Here is a 21452-nt window from a genome sequence, read left to right as displayed (position 1 = left end):
GAAATAAAATGTAGTGAAGAATCTCATGTATTTGGCTATCAATAAGATTATTCCTTCGTCAGAATGACAAAAAGCCAATTATTTGACTTTTGAGACAGCCTCTTTTCTCTTAACACTAGACTTTATTTCATCGTTTCGCTGTAGTATACAGGAGCGAAGTTTTTCTCATCAAATCCCATAATAATAACCTTGTAGCTTTTCGCGTTATCGTTATTGAAGAACTGCACGGTCGTCGGTTCTTTGGGTTGTACCTGCAGATAAGGATTCCAGTAAAGCGTACTTCTGAGATCCTGCGAAATGCTGTTGAAATTGTCATTCCCATAAATAGGGCTCACCAATGGGGTTTCTTTATCGAAGCCGTTCAGTGTTATTTGTTTCAGTTTTGAAGGGATGCTGGAATTGCTTACAGAGCCCGTAATGCCACCTCTTCGGGTATAGATGGCTATGGCGCCGCTTCCGCCAAATCCACCAGCGAAGAAATCTTTAATTACTTTTACCATGGCGATATCTGATGTGGAGATGGTATTTACCTGTGAAGGATCGATCCTCATTTCATCCAGGTAGATGTTTACCGTACTTCCTCTCATTTTCGGAACGTAATTTCCCATATCCATCTCCAGAGTCAGTCCGGCAACCCTTCCCTGCAGCCACTGCAGGATGTTCATAGATCCCTGTGCAGAATTATTGTTATCATTCACAAAATCAAAGATGGTTTCATTCGCTCCCTGGAATAAAGGACCACTTAGTTTTTCATTAAGCTCACGGGTTTTATCTTTTTTAGACTGGATCAGCTTTACTTCCTCAATCAGCGTTGCCTTCTCGTTGATGCTGTTTTGGGTGCTCTTGGTTACCATATACCTTTTGATTTCAGGGGCAGGCTGCTCTTCGCCGGTACGCTGTACCAGGTTATAAGTATGGGCAGGAAGATTTCCTTTTAAAGGAACAAAAGAAAAATCAGGCTGAAAAATAACCTGTACCTGCTCTTTGGGAATTTTGGGATCATTGAGCTGATAAGAAAACTTGATGGCCTCTTCAAAGATCAGACCTCTTAAAGAAAAGAAGCCTTTTGAATCTGTTTTAACCTGGTAGATTTTCATTCCTTTATCCGGCATGCTGAACAATAAATTCATATCCGTATCAGGAGCGGGTTTACCCTGGATGGTTACTTTTCCTTTATAAGAAATGTAAGGTTGAGGCTGGTAACTGATAATAGGGTAGGTTCCTGCCATGATGGTGGCCCAGTCAAATCTTTTCCATTTTTCGGTGATTAAAAGGGCATCCAATGCTTCAGAATTGTGATTGGGGGCAAAATATTGAGCCGGAGAATATATTTTTGAAGGAATATCACCGGTAAGCCATAAGGTGCTCAGTAAACTGTTTTCATCTTCCGGGTTTTCAGAATTCCCATCGAGAACCAGTACGGCATAACCTTCCTGATCAGGATTTTGTGCGATGGTGAAAGAATTGGAAGCTCTTGGGGATTCATTAAGGGATAAAGATTCAAGTGCCGGCTTTTTGATTTTTAACTGATCAGGCTGTACAAAACAAAGCCTTTGTGCGACTACATTTTCCTTGGCATCAAATACGGTAAGCTGCAATATACCATTGATGAGCTGGCTGGTAGGAATAGAATAGCTCTTTTCCAGTATTTTTTCTGAATTTACCTTGAAAACCAGCTGATTGTTGATCATGGCAATGACTTTATACAACGTTCCCGGAGCAATGTTTTTAGATGCTAAAGAGAATTTTATGGCATCATTACCGCTCGTTACTTTAAGGTGAATTCCGGAATCAGCAACAGGAGGTAAATCTATCGTTTGTTTATTCCCCTTTGAGTCAGTGACGATAAGCTGGTATTTTTTTCCGGTTTGTGGAGTGATTGAAAATGCTCCGACATTCTGGTCAAATCCTTTAAAAGAAGTTATTTTTACATCCGGTTTCTCAGCATTTACCACATAGCCGCTCCAGTCAGACGGAGTGAGGCCTTTAGACTGTAATCGGACAGCAAATTTGGTACTGATTCCGTCTATAAAAGTTCCGCTTTCCGGAAATGCAGCGGCAGTCCATTTCGAATCGGTATTGAGCACAAGTTTTTGGGGCGAAGAAGGATTATAGACAATGAAAGGTTTTACGGCCTGAAAGTCTTCATTGAAATTGGCCATCCAGGTGGTGTAGGCACGAACATAATAAATCCCTTCTTTCAGGCTTTCGGGTAAGGTAAAATTACCGCTGCCCTGCCCATTGATTAATGGGACAATTTTTTTGTCGATCTGTACTTTGTTGCTGTCGTACAGTTCTACAAACAAAGATGTGGAAATGTCTGAAATATCATAACCGTCGAAAACAAAAGACTTGAACCAAAGATTTTCTCCGGCGATAAAGCTGTTTTTATTAAATACCAGATGCACTTTTTCCTGCGGATATTTTTCTGAAAACAGTTCCAGCACTTTTTCTGCCTTATCCTGTGCCCGGAAACAGGTTGCTGCCACTATCATAAACAGAAAGGAGATGAGTTTTTTTGACATACCAACAAAAATATCTGTTTGAAATATTTAAGGATAAAAGTACGCGATTTGATGCTTTACTACAATGGCAATCAGTCTAAAGGATATTAAAATATTATTAAAAATGAGGTCAGTTTATAGGCGGTTAAGTATTTGAATGAGAAAAATAAACAGCATTGGTATCATTTATTGATGTATGTTAATAAAAGCAATGGAAGATGGACTTATCTTTGGGTCCTCAATAATTCAGGAAATGGAATACTTTCAGGATATTTCATTTTGCTTATATTTAGAACATAAACTTTTAAACAATAGAATAATATGAAAAAAATCAGTGTAATTGCATTAGTAGGAGTAGGATTGCTTTTGGCATCTTGTAACAAAAACAAATCAGCTGAAGCAGCAGCTACGGGAACGGAGCAGGCAGTAGCAGAAAGCAAAGGAGAAGTATTGGCAGTAGATACAGTAGCTTCTGTAGTGAACTGGAAAGCGTTCCACAAAGGAGGAATGGCTCCTCGTTGGGGAACTTTGACGGTAAAGTCCGGAGATCTTAGCATCGAAAACGGGAATGTAGCAGCTGGGAACTTTGTGATCGATATGAACTCTCTTAAAGTAGATCCGGCTTCAGTTACTGAAAAAGATAAAAAACCGGCTGACCTTGAAGCTCACTTGAAAAACCCTGACTTCTTCGATACAGCAAAAAATCCAACTTCTGACTTTAAAATCACCAGCGTAACAGATCTTAAAGAAGCACCGAAAGATGCTGTAGCAGGAGCTAACAAAACGGTAAGCGGAAACCTTACTCTATCCGGAAAAACAATGAACGTTACCTTCCCGGCTAAAGTAGACGTTGCAGAAGGTACTGCAGCTATCCAGGCTAAATTTACAGTAAACAGAGCAGACTGGGGAATCAAATTCGGAACTTCTGAAGCAGATCCTGCAGAATGGATGATCAGCAAAGACATCGAAATTGCAGTAGACGTGAAAGCTAAGAAATAATATTGTTAGACTATAAAATCTTTGAAGCTGTCTTTTTATAAGGCAGCTTTTTTTATGCTCCGAATCATCCTGAGACTGCCGTTTTTTTATTCCGGATCCGAAAATTCCGTCACATTCCCTACGTTAAAATCGGAGAAAAATATTTTATCCCAAACCGTTTTTCAAAAATATCTATAAAAAATAAAGGATTTTTAAGGGGCATTATTTAGAGGATTTGAAATTAAGGAGATCTAAAATGTTTCTAAAAACATCATGGATGGACAGATAATATGAAATGTTTTCTAAAATTTATTGATTAAACACGACATACTTTGTCGCTAGGCAGCTATACCTTTGTTTTATGATGATCATAAGCAAGTTCACTTTATGATAAGCTAATGAATTCCGGAAATACTTCATTATAAATCTAAATAGTGTGAACTAAAAACTATATTTTTGCAAAAATTTTAAGAACTATTAACAAAAATAAACACGAGATGAAAAAACTCTATATCGGTGCATACTTTCTATGCACAGTTCTGAGCCTATCCGCTCAGGAGGTCCTATGGCAGAAAGACATCAAATCCACCACTCAGGATTTTCTAAGCCAGGTGACTCCAACCGTAGACCTTCAATATTTAATTACCGGAAGCTCTATTCAATCACAGAAACTTTCGACAGAAAACAAGCAGAACAACGGCTACGATTTCCATTTAGTGAAACTCAATCAACAGGGCGAAGAAGTCTGGGAAAAATACTTTGCAGGTAAGAACCATGATTACCTTTCCGCGTCCCTTTCTACACAGGACGGAGGCTTTGTTCTGGCAGGAACCACTTACTCAGGCAAAGGCCTTGATAAAAAAGACGATTCCAAAGGAGGCTCCGATATCTGGCTCATCAGGATCAATGAATTCGGCGATGAAGTATGGCAGAAAACCATAGGCAGTATTTCCGATGAAGAAGCCAGAGCCGTCATTCAAAACCACTGACTTAGGCTTCGTTGTCGCAGGAAATGTTCAAAACTCTGCGCAAGGTTATGGCTCCAAAGATGTTCTTGTTACCAAATTAGACAAGAACGGCAAAGAGCTTTCCCAACTCATTTTAGGCGGAAAAGGTTTGGATGAAATAGAAAAAATGATTCCCACCAGAGAGGGAGGAGTTTTATTAGGAATCTATTCCCGAAGTTCCGAGGTTCGTGGTTCGAGCTCCGGAACTACCACCCCGAATCCCGTATCCCGCTACCCAAAATCTACAAATAACTTCGGCGAAGGCGACTACTGGATCATTAAACTCAACAAAGACGGCAAAGTAGAATGGGAAAAGAACTATGGAGGAACAGGAGACGATCACTTAAGAACTTTAGCCATGACCACTTCAGGCTTTATCATCGGAGGCGAAAGCCGTTCCGAAAGATCAGGCAATAAAACCGTAGGCGTAGAAGAAGGTACCGACCTTTGGCTCATTTCCTTAAATGAAAAAGGCGAAGAAATCTGGCAGAAATCCTACAACTTTAAGAACAGAGATGTTTTAATGGGAATGCATGTGATCTTAGGACACAACGAAAGAGAAAAAAATAAAGACTTAACCAAAGGAATCTTACTCGGAGGCTATACCCAGGCAGAAGGCAGAATAGAAGCTGATGATGAAACCTTTTGGATGCTGTATGCAGATGAAAACGGCAATGAACAGTGGCGAAAACACGTAAAAGGAGAATCCAGAAAAAGAGAGGAAAGACTGGCAGACATTAAGCTGAACAGAGATGGTTCCATTATTCTGGCAGGAACCAGCGCGGAAGAACTAGGCAAGGAGAACTGGAAGATCGTAAAGCTGGGAGATCAGCAGGTAGATCAATTGATCGAGAAGCAGGATATCAAGATCTATCCGAATCCCGTATCGGATTATGCGTATGTAGAGATTGGTTTTGATTTCAAGGAAGCGGATATTGTGATGTATGATATGTCGGGAAGACAGCTTCAGAGTTTAAAAACCAAGAACAAGGTCACAAAGATCAATACACAGCCTTTGATTCAGGGTGCTTACCTTATTACGATAAAAACAGATACGAATAAAACTGCAAATGCGAAACTGATTAAGAAATAATGAAAAGAATGAGATCAATACAATTTTTAATACTCTTTTTTCTAGTGATTATCACGGGAAAAGGATATGCACAGATAGGAATAGGAGATGTAGTGACTACATCAGTAGCATCACCCTCTATGGCGGCCATGTCCCAATATACTGATGTTCCCATGTCGTTGTCTACAGGATATCCTGAGATAGGGGTGTCGCTTATGAGTGCCCCGGTTTCCGGTGGAATCAATTGGCCTATGAGCTTAAGCTATAATATAAGAGGTGTTGATAATCAGGAAACAGCAAGTGATGTAGGAAATGGATGGTCATTCTTCGGAGCGGGGGTTATTTATAAAAAAGTAATCAATTATCTGGATGAGTGTTATGATAATTCTGGAGCAACCTCTTATAAAAAGAATGAATTTGATGACCTGTATTATTATAATATTCCCGGTTTGTCAGGAAAATTTAAGATCAAACGAGATACGGTGAATAACACCTTTCAATTATTGAATCTTACGCCGAATCATGCCAGGATAGAATATGTGAGAAACAGCAATACCGCCACCTTTAAGGCAGACAGCTTTACAGTGACTTCGGACAATGGTTATAAATACATTTTTGATAAGACCGATCTGGGAAAGTATGATTGTGGAGACCTCTGGACTGGAAAAGAGTACAAGACGGCTTATTATCTTTCGAAAATCCTGAACCCGATCGGAGTAGAAATAGTGACCATGGAATATGATGAGAAAAAAAAGTATAAAGGAACAAGTACCACCAATCTGCTTTCTCTTCAGAATAAACTTAAAACCATTACCAGCAGAAACGGGCAGGTAGCATTCAGCTATACCTATGATGAGACGCTGGAGCCTACCGATGGAGAGGACGCCATAAGTGATCCTTATAGCCTACAGAAGATCAGCCTTAAAGATCCGGCGGGAAATGAGATATTTTCTTATGTTTTTAATTATACGATGGTTTCAAAAGGAGCAGAAGCATACAAGAAGCTGAGAGTCCTTAATTCGGTGGTGAAAAACGATAAGAACGGAACCTTACTGGAGAACAACCGCTTTTTGTATCAATCTTCTACAGGAGAAGGAATTCTTACCAAAATGATTTCGCCTACGGGAGGAATCACAGAATACAATTATGGAGGAGGTGAAATCTACCGTAATTTTAATGATCCTGCTTTCCTGGCATCGTTGGTGGGAACTAATTATATTACTTATCCGGAAATGCAGTATTGGGCCGGGATAGCTGATGGAACTATTGATACAACACAGAGCCTTTCATATCCTATTACGATTTCAGGAAATACCTCTGAAATGAAAAACTTCAGATTCATTCTTAATCTGGAAGAATATTTGTTCCCGGAACCTCTTCCCGGATTTCCTGTAAAACCCAATAATCTGAAAATTACCTTAAAAAGAGGAACTGAAGTTATTATTCCTACTATTACTGCTACCGGTGATTTCTATAATGAATATTTACTGAACAATTATCCGGGAATATATACCCTTGAAATTACTTCTACAGGAGGCGCTACCGGAACAGGAAGTTTTAATGCATCGGAAATAAAAGTTTATCCCGGTCCATTTAGAAATGCTGTTGATGCTCCGGGGCGAAGAATAAAAAATATCAAAACCTATAAAAACATTAATGATGCTTCTGCCTTCAGAACGGTTAATTACGAATATGATTCCTTTGATTTACCGAACAGTTCCAGCGGGTATTCATATTATAATGAACGGGACTCTGATAATGACCCCATATCAGATTATATTTTATACAAAAATGTAAAAGAATCTGAAACCGGAAAAGGTTCGGTACGCTATTCTTTCAAGACGCCCGATGATTACCCTAAACAGCAGAATGGAGGTACTGCATTGGAACCTGAATATTTCTGGCCATATTACAGCATTACAAAAGGGGGGCTTATATCTAAAAAAGAAGTCTATGATGAACAGAATGTGCTATTGACCACTGAGCTGTATGACTATGAGTTAGATACTTATTCTGATGAGGAATATAGCTTCACAGGAAGCTATAAAATTACTTCAAAGCCTTCATACATTAAGAAAAATACAGTAACCAACAAAGCATACTTCTCGAATAACGGAATGCTGGAATCAGGTTCTGAAACCTGGATCAGCCCTTCCAATATGAAGCCTTATTATGTGAAAAGTACGGCCGACGGAGATGTCTCTGAAAAATTGATCACATATGCCGTAGGACAACCCGGATATACCCATCTTGAAAATGCTTTTATGACGGGGATTCCTGTTATACAGGAAGAAAAGAAGAACGGAAAAACCCTTTCAAAATCCGTTACTAAATTTGAGAACTCTTCTCTGCTTCCGACCTCAATATGGGCAGCAAATATCCTCGACGGGAATATGAAACTCAAAGGAAGAATGGATGCCTATGACGATAAAGGAAATGCGGTTCAAATCTCTTCGGAAGTAGGAATTCCTACGGCTTTTATATATGGGTATAATAAGACCCAATTGATTGCTAAAGTAGTGGGAGCAAAATATGATGATATCAAAACCAATGCACTCGTTCTTGCTGCCGTAAACGCATCAGACAGTGATAATACCAACCCTTCAACGGAAAGTGCTCTTATTGCCGCACTGGAAAGCCTTCGTGCTGATTCTTCCATGGCAGGCTATCAGATCACAACCTATACCTATGATCCGTTGGTGGGGCTTACAACGATGACATCTCCAAATGGTCAGAGAGAAATCTACGAATATGACAGCGCAGGAAGGCTGAAAAAGGTGAAAGCTGTGGAAAAGAACAATGCCGGAAGTATCGTAGAGAAGACCCTGAAAGAATACCAATACCACTATAAACCTTAAAGGTTGGATCTTTTAAGTTATTTAAATGATAAAAGAATGAAAAAAATATTAAGCATATTGGGGATCTTATTTTTGATAACGGTCTCCGCTCAAAATAATCTTACTCCCACCGAAAACTATATATACAGTAAATCATGTCTGAATGGAGACTGCACCAAAGCGGCTGAAAGTGTACAGTATTTTGACAGTTTCGGAAAACCGTTTCAGACCATAAACATCAAATCAACCCCATCAGGAAAAGATGTGGTGCAGCATATCCCCTATGACAGCTTCGGGAGAAGTGTTGACAGCTGGATGCCTGTACCGGTGAATACTTCAGGAGGTGCTGTACAGGATACCAGTGCCGTAAAAAATACTGCGCTGTCGGTCTACGGAGACAGTCGCCCTTTTTCCCATACCGTATTGGAAAAGTCCCCCCTTGGCCGTCCGGTAAGCAGCATTTCGGTAGGACAGGACTGGCAAAACCATCCCGTAACGATGGGATATAATGCCAATAAAGCGAATGAAGTAAAGAAATATACGGTATCAACAAGCTGGATAGAAGGAAGAACAAAGGATGCATTATCCCAATCCGGATATTATCCTGCCAATACCCTGGTGAAAACTTCGGTAACCGATGAGGACGGAAATACAAGCATAGAATATAAAAACAAAGCGGGGCGGGTACTGCTTGTTAAAAAAGGAGCGGGAACTGCTGAGGAAACCGATACGTATTATGTATATAATGAGTACAACCAATTGGCTATGGTCATACCTCCATTGGCAGTCAATGCACCCATGAATCAGACGACTTATGATAATCTCTGTTATCAGTACCATTATGACGGCTGGAACCGCCTGGTTGAAAAAAAACTCCCGGGAAAAGGCTGGGAATATATGATCTATGATCAGCAGGACAGACTGATTATGAGCCAGGATGCTAATTTGCGGGCAGCTGACAATACATTTGGAGCCAAAGGCTGGTTAGTAACCAAATACGATAAGTGGGGAAGAATTGCTTATACAGGCTTTGTTGCCAGTACAGATTCCAGAGCAACCTTACAGAATAATGTGAGCAATCTGACGGTAAATGCTGAAAATAATGAGGCCAGAAGCACTACCTCCTTTATAGCGAACGGGCTAGAAGTATATTATACACAAAATGCTTTCCCTGCCGGAAATATGACGGTACTCACGGTGAACTACTATGATACCTATCCTTCCTACAGCTTTAATCCTGCAGCTCCGGCTTCCGTGTTCGGGCAGGAAATTATGACAGATACTCAAAATGCCCCGGTGAGCACCAGAGGATTACCGACTCTAAGTCTGGTAAAAAACATTGAAGATAACAGCTGGACGAAAAATTATGTGTACTATGATACCAAAGGCAGATCTGTGGCTACCTATTCCATCAATCATTTGGGTGGCTATACCAAAACGGAAATGGAACTGGATTTTGCCGGGATGATGCAGCAAACGAAAACCTATCATAAAAGATTAGCTGCAGATACGGAAAAAATAATTACCCAGTCTTTTGAATATGATGCCCAGAACCGCCTGAAAAAACAGTGGCATACTGTAAATGGGCTGTCAGCGGAATTATTGGCAGAGAACACTTACAATGAACTTTCCCAGCTTATCAACAAAAAAGCAGGAGCCTCTGTCATTCCCGCAACAGGAGGAATCTCTTCTCCGTTACAGAGTATCGACTATACCTATAACGTTCGTGGCGCTGTTACCAAAGTAAATGATCCGGCCAATTTAGGACTGAAGCTTTTTGGCTATGGATTGAAATCGTTCAATCCTCAGAACACAGGAAGCGCTACCGGAAAATACAACGGAAATATTACCGAAGTAGACTGGAAAACTGCTACCGATAATATCCTGAGAAGATACAATTACCAGTATGATCATTTAAACCGCTTGAAAAAAGGAATATTCTCGGAACCCGGGACATCGGTTCCCCAGAATGATTTTTACAACGAAATGGCGAGCTACGACCTGAACGGAAATATCACTTCACTGCAAAGAAACACCAAAGGAGCTTCCGGGATAAAAGAGCAGATAGATGACCTTGTGTATACCTATGATGGGAATAAGCTTCAGACGGTGGTTGACGGATCAGGAAATTATGCCGGCTATCCGGATACTTCGGGAACTGTAATTTCGTATGATGATAATGGCAATATGACCAGTCAGGCGGATAAAGGTATTGTCAGCATCCTATACAATTACCTGGATCTTCCGGGAGAGATCAAATTCAATTCTACCTATACTGTCAGAAACGTTAATACAGGAGAAGATGAAGTAAGATATGTTAGAACCAATTACATCTATAGAGCAGATGGAACAAAGCTCAGGAAGAAATATACTGGTTATTTCAGCAAATTTAAATCTGAACGTACAACGACTACAGATTATTTAGACGGATTTCAGTACACGATTGATTATTTAGGAGCTGTTTCTCTAGACTTTGTTCCGACCTCCGAAGGCTATTACGATTTTAAAAATAATCGGTACATTTACAACTATGCCGACCATTTAGGAAATATACGTCTCAGCTATTTTAGAAATGGCACCAATGGCAGTGCCGAAGTTCTTGAAGAAAACAATTATTACCCGTTTGGATTAAAGCATCAGGGATATAACGGACTACAAGGAAACCCTGCTTACAAATACCAATACAATGGTAAAGAACTGCAGGAGGAGACAGGTTGGAATGACTACGGAGCAAGGATGTATATGCCTGATATCGGAAGATGGGGTGTGATCGATCCATTAACAGAACAGATGAGAAGGTATTCCCCTTATAATTATGCGTTTAATAATCCTATCAGCTATATAGACCCGGATGGTAGAAAATCAATGATTTATAGTGATGGAGGGGTCATGCGTTGGGATTTCGATCCTAATTCAACATTAACAGGGATTGCATGGTTCGAAGAATCTTTTAAATACCTTAGTTTTGGGGGATCTCAGATTTTGGCACAAGGGTTGTCAGGTGGTGGTGGATATGCTCAGGATGGAGAAAGCTCTGTACCAGGCGCAACTACATATTCTGGACAGGAGGCTTATGATGTATTACAGCAAATGTTAAATCCTACTTATGATTTCTCAAAGTTTGATTTTTCTCAATTTGGTGCAGATCCAATAGATAATAATAAATTTACTGAAAAAAGTAATCCGTTTGAATTTTCTATAAATAGTATGGATATTGTTTATGAACAAAAATATATTGGAACAAAATCTACAAAATGGGTAGATTACAAGCCAGATTCTTTTATTCTTGGACATTCTACCAATATTGCTACTGGTATTGTTTTGGGAAGCTTCATAAAAAGTCCAATTTCAAGTGGAATAGCAGGAGAATCTGTTGGATTATTTAACCAAACGGAGGTTCAGTATAAAGCTACATATGCATTATACCAGCAAAAATCATATTCAGCAAAAATCACATTTAATTTACTAGGAGAAATAACAAATATTAGTAATCTTCAAATCAAAACACAAATAAGCGGGTACTTAATGAACTTAGATCAGCGAATTTATTATCCTTTAGGAAAATCTTATATTGATGGAGGAAGTTTTAACAGACATAAAATTCAACAAAACTTTAAAAATTCCTTACCAAAAGTAGGAGGATATATATTTGACTATTAAATATAATAAAATGAAAAATAATATATATTACTATTTTTTAATTCTATTAATAGGATGTATCCTTATTTATAGAAATTTACATGACAATGACTCATTATATTTAATAGTTAGCACATTTTTTTTAATGATTTTATTATTTTATTTTACTTTAAAAAAAAATAATCTAAAATTAAATTTTGATATTATTACGAGTTATCAATTTATCCTTTTACTTACCATTAATAGAATAGTGGTTTCTCATATTTGGCTTAATAGTCTTTTAGTTGTATATATTTTGTTTTATTTTTTAATTGAATATAAAGCTTACAGAGATAAGACATTTACTCTAAAAACTACTGCTTTCTTTTATTCATTGAGTTTGCTGTTATTTTTAATTTGTGGCTTTTTTATAAAAGAAAAGGTTGTAATAATTAATTTTTTTAAAGATGGGACTATATTTTCCTTCTATAAAAATATAATAGCAAATATTTTGATTATTTCCTATTTACCATTATTGGCTAGAAATATTTTTATTGAAAGAAAAGTAAAATCTACTACAAATATTGAGAGTAAGTGATAATTATTGTAGTGTTTCAGAGTTAGTGATGCCCATTTTATAAAATTTAAATCATTTATCTTCAATATTTACTAAAAAGATAATTATGAAACAAGAGTGGGGTAAATCCCCGCTCTTGTTTATTTTGAAGAAAAAATATACGTAAATGACTGAAGATCATTTCTTGTGTATCAGAATTTGTGATACAAAAATATTTTGTTTATGTTATTTTAAATGGATTAATTAAATTTGATAATTTGAGGCTGGATGATCCAGATCAATAACCCTGCAAACTTAGGAAATGACTTCTTTGGATATGAAATAAGATATACCAATCCTCAATATACTTCACTTATTTCTTTCAAAATTTAAAAAGTTAAAATAGAAAGTATAATGATTGTAACTCTAAGATGTCTAGCCATTTTTTCATCAAATATAATTTTTTTAATACCAAACAATAAATTTAATTCCCTTACGTTTGAAATATAGCACAAAAACTTGATTCCTTTAATCTAAAAAAAACACAATATGAAAAAGAAATCAGGTACATCTATGTATGATGATGAAATGTTGAACACTATTTTGGCAGTCTTTGAAGAAATGGTAAACATTTTAAAGGAGAATCAGAACAATGATTCATTGTTCTATGACAGCGCCGATGTGAAAAGGCTTTTGAACATCAGTGACAGCACCTTATTCCGGATCAGGAAATCCCAACACATTCCCTATGTTAAAATCGGACGGAAAATCTTTTATCCCAAATCGTTTTTCATCAATACACTCAAAAAATAAGAATGTTTTTTGAACTGAAATTCTTTTATTTGAACCCCAAAAGGTTCAGGCTTTAGAGCTGTGTATAAAACCATTAAGAGACATAAAGCAATGAAGATAATTAAGAAATCTTCCGGCTTTATGTATTTGCCATTTCTTACTCTTTCTTAATTTCTTAATGGTTCAAAAAGATACTATGAAATTTTTTGCGACTCTATACAATTTTGCACCATTGTCATTCTGATACAGCCTGAAGGGATGCGAATGTAGTTCAAAGAATCTCATGATCGCTCAGATTCTTCATTTCACTTCTGAACTTTGTTCGTAACCCTTCAGTTTATATTCGGAATGACAGCGTCATCATCATGAAGAGAGCAGAACTAATATAAAAATTGTATATAATGACCAATTTTTTATTGGAATTACTAAAAGTATGAACTTAAGAGTTGCAAAAATCATCCATAAAATTAAAATCACCTCAATTTTGTATAGTAATCCTTCGGGTCTTCTTCGGAAGCTCTTCGGAAAAAGTACCGTTTTTCCGAAGCCGACCCGAAGGTGATCCGAAGAAGACCCGAAGAAGTGTGGGGCCATACCGGTCAAAATCGGTCAAAACTATCCAAAGCCGGTCATTATTTTCATAAGCGATTGAAAATGAGAATTTTTGGTATACCTTCGTCTCAGTTAACCCATAAAACACAAAAAAATGGCAAGAATAACAAAAGGAATCCTGGGTGGATTTTCAGGAAAAGTAGGAACAGTAGTAGGCGCCAACTGGCGCGGAAAAGACATCATCAGAAGTACTCCCAAACCCAGCAGCAGACCTCCAAGCGACAAACAGCTTGTACAGCAGACGAAGTTTAAGCTGGTGATCAGTTTTCTGCAGCCCGTTAAGAATATCCAGACGAAGTACTTCGGATCGGGAAGCGGTTCAAAATCAAGAATAAACCTGGCGGTTTCCTACACCATCAATGAAGCGGTACAGATGGTAGGAGACGTTGCCGAACTGGTATATAACAAAGTGCTGATCACAAAAGGCGACCTGGCAGGATTTCAGAACGTAACTGCAGCGCCGCAAGCCGGAAACGGAATCAGCCTGAACTGGGAAGATAATTCGGCACAGGGCAATGCAGATGCCACAGACCTGGCCAATGCAGTATGCTACTGCGAAGAGCTTGGAAGCTTCGAAATTTTCGAATCGGTAGCAGAAAGAAGTGTATTGACGGCAGATCTCACGCTTCCGGCCTATTATGCAGGAAAAGAAATTCAGCTCTGGGTCTTCTTTAATAACGCGAAAGAGACGGTTGCCTGCAACAGTGCCTATCTCGGAAGCCTGACTTTGATTTAAGTGTAATCTCTGCCCGAAAGGGTGGAGATTTTTTGAATATTTTCTGATTTTATAAATAAAAAATCCCTCGAATGAGGGATGTATTTTATGGATTGGGAATAATAGGAAAACAATAGCAGTTGCAGGCTGCGTCTTCTTCGGGACCACAAATACCTACAGCATCGCAAACATACATGTATCCTGGTCTGCAAATGCCGTCTCTATTATCTCCGCCCCTTACTTTTTTTAATTGATCTCTTGAAATTTTCTTTAAATGTTTCATGGATTTAATTTTAATTAGATCCTAAAGATAATATTATTTCCCTATTAAATGATTTAACATAAAAATAATTTCATTAATTTTATTTTGCTTTTAAAAGAAAGGAATTGATAACGATTAAAGAACTGCCTGAGTAGGAAAGGGGGTTACGGATAATCACCAACCAAAAGAATGGAATACTATCTGAAGTTTAAAAAATATTTAGACTTTCAATTATGATAACAGTCAATAAGCTATAAGGTTGAATTAAAATAATTTCTTTTTGTATTCTAATTCATATTGCTTATCAATTCAAATAAAAAAGGCGAGTTGCCCCGCCTTAAATGTTTTGTTGATGATTATTTATTGCTTTAAATGAATTCACGAAACACTTAGAAATAAAAATACCCCGCAGATAGGCGAGGTGCTAAATTTTTTCACAACGGAATAATCCTTATTGTGAATTGCTTTCGGTTACAAATCTAAAAATTATTTTTTTAACTGTTTTATGGTTTTCCGTAAAATATTTATTTTTTTTCTCTTTATTTTTATGCTTTATCAAAAACTGAAATAGCTATGACTAAAAATATACTTGGATTGGACTTGGGAACAAACTCAATTGGATGGGCATTAATCAAACAAGACTTTGAAAACAAACATGGCGAAATCCTTGGAATGGGAAGCCGGATTATTCCGATGGGAGCAGAATTGAGTAAGTTTGAACAAGGACAGGCTCAAACTAAAAATGCGAACAGGAGAATTGCCAGAGGAACTAGAAAACTTAATAAGAGATATAAGCAAAGAAGAAATAAGCTGATTTATATTTTACAACAGCTTAGTATGTTGCCTGATCAAATTAAGTTGATAAACAAATTTTCTGACCCCAATAGATTAGATAAAATTTCAATACTTCCAATTTCTAAAAATCAGCAACAGTTGACGGCTTTTGATTTAATAGAATTACGTGTAAAAGCCCTGACTGAGAAGATTGAATTACAAGAATTAGGTAAAATTATTTATAAATATAATCAACTTAGAGGGTATTCTGGAGGAAATTCGGAACCGGAAAAAGAAGATAATAACGATGATGAAAGTGAAGAAAAAGATAAAAGAAATGAGAGTTTTGTGGTTTTTTCTAAAGTTCTCTCATTAGGATTGCCAGAAGAGGTTATTATAAATAAGAAAAAACTAAATAAAAGAAAAATTACAATTGAAACTGAAGATGGAATTGTTGAAGCTGAAACTTTTTTAGATAGTTTAAAAGAAAATGATTCTTTAGAACTTCATGTTAATATTCGACGTGCCAAATCCGGAGATACAATTACCATCAAGCTTCCAAATAAAACAAGTTGGAGGAAGAAAATGGAAAATATTGAAAAACAATTAGTGGATAAATCAAAAGAAATAGGTAGGGAATATTTTATCTCAGAACTGTTATTTGATGTTCTTAGAGAAAACAAGTGGGCAAAAATTCGCAATAATGTGATTTTGCGTTCTAGATATGAATCGGAATTTGAAGCAGTTTGGAATGAGCAAGCTAAATATTATCCGTTTCTTGAAAGTTTAGAAAAGGATAAACTACAAAAAATATTAGAATTTATTTTTCCCGGACAAAAAGAAAGTCAGGAAAAACTAAGACAGACAGGATTTGAAAAGGGATTGAAATATGTAATTAAGAATCAGGTTGTTTTTTATCAAAGAGAATTAAAAGATCAATCGGATTTAATTTCTAACTGTCGTTTTGAACCTACAGAAAAAGTTGTTGCAAAAAACCATCCTATATTTCAGGAATATAAAATTTGGGAGCAAATAAACAAGTTGGTCATTAATACCAAAACGGAAAATGGCCTAAACCGAAAAGGCGAAATCAGATATAAATACATTGATAAACCAATTCCTACTGCTTTAAAAGAATGGTTGTATGAAGAATTACAGAGTAAAAAAGAATTTTCTTTTGGTCCTATTTTAGCTAAACTAAAAAAAGAATTTAACCTGAGAGAGAATATAGATTTTCTTAACGGTATGAATGCCAAAGACAAGTTGAAAGGAAATGATACAAAAGCAATATTGCAAAAAAACTTGGGTGAACTGTGGAATGTATTTGGTTTAGATGATGCGAAAAGACAGATTGAGCTTTGGGATATACTTTATAATGGAAAAGGTAATGAATATGATTTAACAAGTGACAGAACCTCTAAAATATTAGCTTTTATCGAAAAATATTCACCTGAATTAGAAAAGAAAGAGGTTGTTGCAATTAAAATTTCCAAAATAAAATTCAGTAGAAACTACTCGAATTTAAGTTTAAAGGCAATTGAAAATATTTTACCTTTAGTAAGAGTAGGGAAGTTTTTTGACAAAAAATTTTCAGATACATTAAATGATAAAATTATCAAGCTCTTGAATGAAAATGTGGAAGATCCTTTTGAAAAGTCTGCTCAGGAGTTTTTAGACAAAAACCAAGATGTTTTGTCGAATGGAGGAATTGTAAATGCTATTGCAACTATATTAGTTTATGATAAACATACAGCTAAAGAATATTCTAAAGATGAATTGATAAAAGAATTCACTCAGATTTCAAGATTAAAACAAGGAGAATTAAGAAATCCTTTAGCGGAGCAAATCATAAATGAAGCTTTGATCATTGTCAGAGAGATTTGGCAAAAATATGGCTTCAAGCCTGATGAAATAAGAGTAGAATTAGCAAGGGAACTTAAGAATAATGCAATCGAACGTGGTAAAATGTATTCGGCTAATTTAAAAAGTCAGAAACATAATGCAGAAATAAGAAATAAACTCATTGAGCTTAAACAAGAAATATCCATTGCAAATATTGAAAAATATAAATTATGGGATTCTCAGGAAAACTTGCAGGAAGCTTATCTCAAAAATTATAACGACCCTTCAAAATCTGAAATAGAAAAATTAAAACTTTGGGAATCTCAAGGCCATATATCGCCTTATACAGGGCAACCAATTCCTCTCTCGGAATTATTTAATCGTGAAAGATATGATGTTGATCACATCATTCCTCAATCAAGATATTTTGATGATTCTTTAGCAAATAAAATTATTTGTGAGAAATCTATAAATAACGAAAAAGGAAACAGAACTTCTATGGAGTATTTTGAAGCGGGTTCTGTAAATTATCAAATCTATACTAAAGAACAATTCATTGATCACGCCAACAGATATTTTTCAGGAAAGAAAAGAAAAAATCTTTTGGCAACATCTATTCCTGAAGATCCAATCCAGAGACAGATTAAAGATACACAGTATATTTCTATCCGAATCCGTGAAGAATTGAACAGAATTGTTGGTAATGAAAATGTTAAAACGACAACGGGAGGTGTGACGGATTATCTAAGAAATCATTGGGGCTTAACTGATAAGTTTAAAGTTCTATTGAAAGAACGATATGAAACTGTATTGCCAAAATTGGCGGAATTGGAATATGATAAATATAAGAGAGAAACAGAAAATAAAGCTAAAGAATACGAAAAGGCTGGAGTAGAATTTAATGAACCTATTCTGGATAAGGAAGTTTATATTCAAAAATTCAAAAGTGAATTTATTAGAAAGAAAAACAACAAACTGATTATAAAGGGTTGGAGTAAAAGAATAGATCATAGGCATCACGCAATGGATGCTCTCGTAATTGCTTGTACACAACCTGCACATATCAAAAGATTAAATGATCTTAATCAGGTTCTGAAAGAATGGTTAGATAAAAATAAAGACAAATTCTTTCCCGGTTTCACTGGTAGCCAAACTGAGTTGCTTGATGAAGTTTTGAATTTAGGACAAGAAAAGAGAAGAGAAATATTTAATCAACTGGAAAAATTCAGAGCCATTGAAATGCCTTGGAATGGCTTCCCTGAAGAAGCCGAGCAAAAAATAAAGGAAATAATCGTCTCCCATAAACCAAAAGATAAACTTTTGTTGCAATATGATATTAAAGGAATTAAGCAAATTAAATTAAAAGGACAATTACACGAAGGAACTTTGTACGGACTTTCTGATGGAAAAGAGGTATACAGAATCCCAATTAGTAAACTTGCAGGGAAAGCATTTGCAACTGAGAAAACAATAGAAAAGATTGTAAATCCATTTTTAAAGAAAATAATAGAGGAACACCTAAAATCTTATGGAAAAAAAGAAGAGGCTTTTTCAGCAGAAGGAATTTTAGATTTAAATAAGAAACTAGTGGAGCGAAAAGATGAACAAGGAAACCTAAAATCTCATCCACCTATTTCAACAATTAAAATTTACTATAAAGATCCAGCAAAATCCAAAAAGAAATCTGATGATGAAGATGATATTTCTTTACAAAAATTAGACAGACAAAAGTCTTTTAATAATTCTTTATATGTCAAAACAGGAGATAATTATCTGTTTGCAGTAATGGAAAAAGAAGTTTTCAATAAAAAGCTAAAAGAAAATAAAACAGAACGTCATTATGATCTGATTACTTTTTTTAATGCTGCCAATCTTTTAAAATCTGAATTCAATGCTTCGGATGACAAGAAAAATTTCAGTAAAGAGGAGGTATTTAAAAGATATTTTGAAGAAAAAAATCAAGCACGTTTACTCTTTACTTTAAAACAAGGCGATTTTGTATATCTGCCTCAAGATACAGAAGAAGTAATTTTTGATGAAATGAGCCCTTTATTTACTGACTATTGGAAAAACATATCAGAGAGAAGCAAAAATATTTATGTAGTACAGAAATTCAGTAAAAAGCAAATTTATTTTTTAAAACACACCATTGCTGATACGATTGCAAAAAAAGTAGAATTTGGTTCACAAGATTGCTACGAAAAAATTGGAGAAAAATCTATTAAAGAGTTTTGTTTTAAAATTAATTCAGACCGTTTAGGTAACATTTCAAAAGCATAAAAAATGATTACCCGTTCCATCTACATCGGCAATCCCGCTTATCTCAAACTCAAAGATGAGCAGATGAAAATCCTTTGTCCAGAAACCAAAACGGAAAAGGGGAGTGTTACTGTGGAAGATTTGGGACTTTTGATGCTGGATCATTATCAGATCACAATTTCACACAATCTGATCCAGAAAATGATGGGAAATAATGTGGTGGTTGTGAGTTGTGATGCGCATCATCTTCCACACGGAATTATGCTGCCGTTATATGGTCATACAGAACATTCGGATAGGGTAAAAGACCAGTTGGAAGCCAGCGAGCCGCTTAAAAAACAACTTTGGAAACTGACTGTAGAATGTAAGATTGAAAATCAGAAAAACGTTTTGATGAGGTTGGGAAATTATTATGAACCCATGATTGAATATCAAAGAAATGTAAAGTCTGGTGACGTGACCAACATGGAGGGGATTGCAGCTCAACATTATTGGAAATATTTGATTAGTCTTGATTTTCTAAGACAGCGTTTTGGAGATTCACCCAATCAGTTTTTTAATTTTGGATATGCTGTTCTGAGAAGTATTGTAGCGAGAGCTATCGTGGAAACGGGATTATTACCTGTTCTTGGTATTTTTCATAAAAATAAATACAATCCGTATTGCCTTGCAGATGATTTGATGGAGCCTTACCGTCCTTTTGTTGATTTGTTGGTCATGCAGTGGCTGAAAGTGAACCCCGAGACTGAAGAATTAACAAAAGAATTCAAAGCACATATTCTCCAGATTGCAACTAAAGATGTGCTTATTGATAATAAAACAAGGCCTCTATTGGTAGCTATAAAAACAACAGCTTCATCGTTGTATAAATGTTATACGGGAGAAAAACGGTTGATCTCTTATCCTGAACTGATATGAATGCCGAAAGGTTTAATGCATACCGAATTATGTGGGTTTTAGTATTATATGATCTTCCGACTGAGACTAAAGCGAACATGAAAGATGCGAACCGCTTTCGGAAAGCATTAATTGATGATGGTTTTACATTATTTCAGTTTTCCATGTATGTTCGCCACTGTCCGAGCCGTGAAAATGCTGAGGTTCATATTAAGAGAGTCAAATTTATGCTGCCTAAAGCGGGGAAAGTCGCCATTATGTGCATTACTGATAAGCAGTTTGGAGACATTGAAATCTTTTTTGCCAGAAATAAAGAAGAGCCACCACCGACCTTCCAACAGCTTGAATTATTCTGATTTTTTTAATCCTAAATAATAAATAAACCCACTGAATTACAGTGGGTTAAATTTTGAGGTTGTGTTGTATCTCAAAGATACGGTAAAATGAAAGCAATTCACAACACTCAATGATAGGAAGATAATCTTCCTTTTGTTGTGTTGTATCTCAAAGATACGGTAAAATGAAAGCAATTCACAACACTTGATGCATTAAATACCTGTGAACCGTTGTTGTGTTGTATCTCAAAGATACGGTAAAATGAAAGCAATTCACAACGCCATTGGTTATATGCTGCATCGATATAAGGTTGTGTTGTATCTCAAAGATACGGTAAAATGAAAGCAATTCACAACAAAATGATCTATTGTACCATGCAACACTCTGTTGT

General features: G+C 36.2%; 13 protein-coding genes and 1 CRISPR repeat array (1 of these 14 running past the window's edge). Of the genes, 11 read left to right on the top strand and 2 right to left on the bottom strand.

The features are described 5' to 3' along the window. Positions 1-122: 122 nt before the first annotated feature. The gene (locus tag MKS83_RS04040) at positions 123-2525 is read right to left on the bottom strand and encodes a hypothetical protein (protein WP_240582071.1); all 2403 of its coding nucleotides are present in this window, start codon (positions 2523-2525) and stop codon (positions 123-125) included. 300 nt (positions 2526-2825) lie between these two features. Here MKS83_RS04040 and MKS83_RS04035 point away from each other — a divergent pair, with 300 nt between their 5' ends. The 8 genes from MKS83_RS04035 to MKS83_RS04000 all read left to right on the top strand — a co-directional run bounded on the left by MKS83_RS04035 (position 2826) and on the right by MKS83_RS04000 (position 14712). Then, on the top strand, positions 2826-3503 hold the full coding sequence (locus MKS83_RS04035) for a YceI family protein (RefSeq protein WP_100375852.1): 678 nt from the start codon (positions 2826-2828) through the stop codon (positions 3501-3503). Between the two features lie 476 nt (positions 3504-3979). Beyond that, on the top strand, positions 3980-4471 hold the full coding sequence (locus tag MKS83_RS04030) for a hypothetical protein (RefSeq protein WP_240582070.1): 492 nt from the start codon (positions 3980-3982) through the stop codon (positions 4469-4471). Continuing rightward, the gene (locus MKS83_RS04025) at positions 4437-5582 is read left to right on the top strand and encodes a T9SS type A sorting domain-containing protein (RefSeq protein ID WP_240582069.1); all 1146 of its coding nucleotides are present in this window, start codon (positions 4437-4439) and stop codon (positions 5580-5582) included. Before MKS83_RS04030 ends, MKS83_RS04025 begins: the two co-directional genes overlap by 35 nt. An 8-nt stretch (positions 5583-5590) precedes the next feature. Then, positions 5591-8419 carry a hypothetical protein gene (locus tag MKS83_RS04020; protein WP_240582068.1) on the top strand — a complete coding sequence of 943 codons (2829 nt, stop codon included), beginning with the start codon at positions 5591-5593 and terminating at the stop codon, positions 8417-8419. Between the two features lie 36 nt (positions 8420-8455). After that, entirely contained in the window at positions 8456-12058 is a 3603-nt protein-coding gene (locus MKS83_RS04015) for a DUF6443 domain-containing protein (protein ID WP_240582067.1), read from the top strand. Between the two features lie 10 nt (positions 12059-12068). Next, on the top strand, positions 12069-12614 hold the full coding sequence (locus MKS83_RS04010) for a hypothetical protein (RefSeq protein ID WP_240582066.1): 546 nt from the start codon (positions 12069-12071) through the stop codon (positions 12612-12614). Between the two features lie 507 nt (positions 12615-13121). Continuing rightward, a complete protein-coding gene (locus tag MKS83_RS04005) occupies positions 13122-13385 on the top strand; it encodes a helix-turn-helix domain-containing protein (RefSeq protein ID WP_240582065.1) in 264 nt (87 codons plus the stop codon). Positions 13386-14070: 685 nt separating this feature from the next. Beyond that, the gene (locus MKS83_RS04000) at positions 14071-14712 is read left to right on the top strand and encodes a DUF6266 family protein (RefSeq protein WP_240582064.1); all 642 of its coding nucleotides are present in this window, start codon (positions 14071-14073) and stop codon (positions 14710-14712) included. An 85-nt stretch (positions 14713-14797) separates the two neighbouring features. Here MKS83_RS04000 and MKS83_RS03995 read toward each other — a convergent pair whose 3' ends face one another. Then, positions 14798-14974, bottom strand: coding sequence for a bacteriocin-like protein (locus MKS83_RS03995; RefSeq protein ID WP_240582063.1), 177 nt, complete (start codon positions 14972-14974; stop codon positions 14798-14800). A gap of 552 nt (positions 14975-15526) precedes the next feature. Between MKS83_RS03995 and cas9 the strand changes: the two genes are divergently transcribed. The 3 genes from cas9 to cas2 are packed head-to-tail and all read left to right on the top strand — an operon-like array spanning position 15527 to position 21081. Next, positions 15527-19849, top strand: coding sequence for a type II CRISPR RNA-guided endonuclease Cas9 (cas9, locus tag MKS83_RS03990; protein ID WP_240582062.1), 4323 nt, complete (start codon positions 15527-15529; stop codon positions 19847-19849). 3 nt (positions 19850-19852) lie between these two features. Then, a complete protein-coding gene (gene cas1, locus MKS83_RS03985) occupies positions 19853-20746 on the top strand; it encodes a type II CRISPR-associated endonuclease Cas1 (protein WP_240582061.1) in 894 nt (297 codons plus the stop codon). Further along, a complete protein-coding gene (gene cas2 / locus MKS83_RS03980) occupies positions 20743-21081 on the top strand; it encodes a CRISPR-associated endonuclease Cas2 (protein WP_007842732.1) in 339 nt (112 codons plus the stop codon). The genes cas1 and cas2 overlap by 4 nt, the downstream gene beginning before the upstream one ends. A 58-nt stretch (positions 21082-21139) precedes the next feature. Further along, positions 21140-21452: direct repeats of the CRISPR family, unit length 47 nt; unit sequence GTTGTGTTGTATCTCAAAGATACGGTAAAATGAAAGCAATTCACAAC; it runs 3430 nt beyond the window's last position.

It is taken from the genome of Chryseobacterium sp. Y16C, assembly GCF_022488405.1.
GTDB lineage: Bacteria > Bacteroidota > Bacteroidia > Flavobacteriales > Weeksellaceae > Chryseobacterium > Chryseobacterium geocarposphaerae.
Note: the sequence above shows the minus strand (reverse complement) of the source record. Positions and strands in the feature narration are given on the sequence as shown.